This is a genomic window from Pectobacterium jejuense (assembly GCF_026800125.1).
GTDB lineage: Bacteria > Pseudomonadota > Gammaproteobacteria > Enterobacterales > Enterobacteriaceae > Pectobacterium > Pectobacterium jejuense.
The window spans coordinates 1-227 of record NZ_JAPQKX010000069.1; the positions used below are offsets into that span (position 1 = coordinate 1).

Genomic DNA, 227 nt, shown 5'->3' on the forward strand with positions numbered 1-227 from the left:
GCGGGAATAGCTCAGTTGGTAGAGCACGACCTTGCCAAGGTCGGGGTCGCGAGTTCGAGTCTCGTTTCCCGCTCCAAGTTTTATCACTGTTTGTCACCATACAGACCGTGTGCATAATCAGACGTAACGCCTGTTAATGTCTGTCCGATATGCGGGAATAGCTCAGTTGGTAGAGCACGACCTTGCCAAGGTCGGGGTCGCGAGTTCGAGTCTCGTTTCCCGCTCCA

General features: G+C 54.2%; 2 tRNA genes. Both read left to right on the forward strand.

Annotated features, from left to right (window positions below):
* Positions 1-76: transfer RNA gene (locus NXT09_RS22500), tRNA-Gly, on the forward strand.
* A gap of 75 nt (positions 77-151) precedes the next feature.
* Positions 152-227: transfer RNA gene (locus NXT09_RS22505), tRNA-Gly, on the forward strand.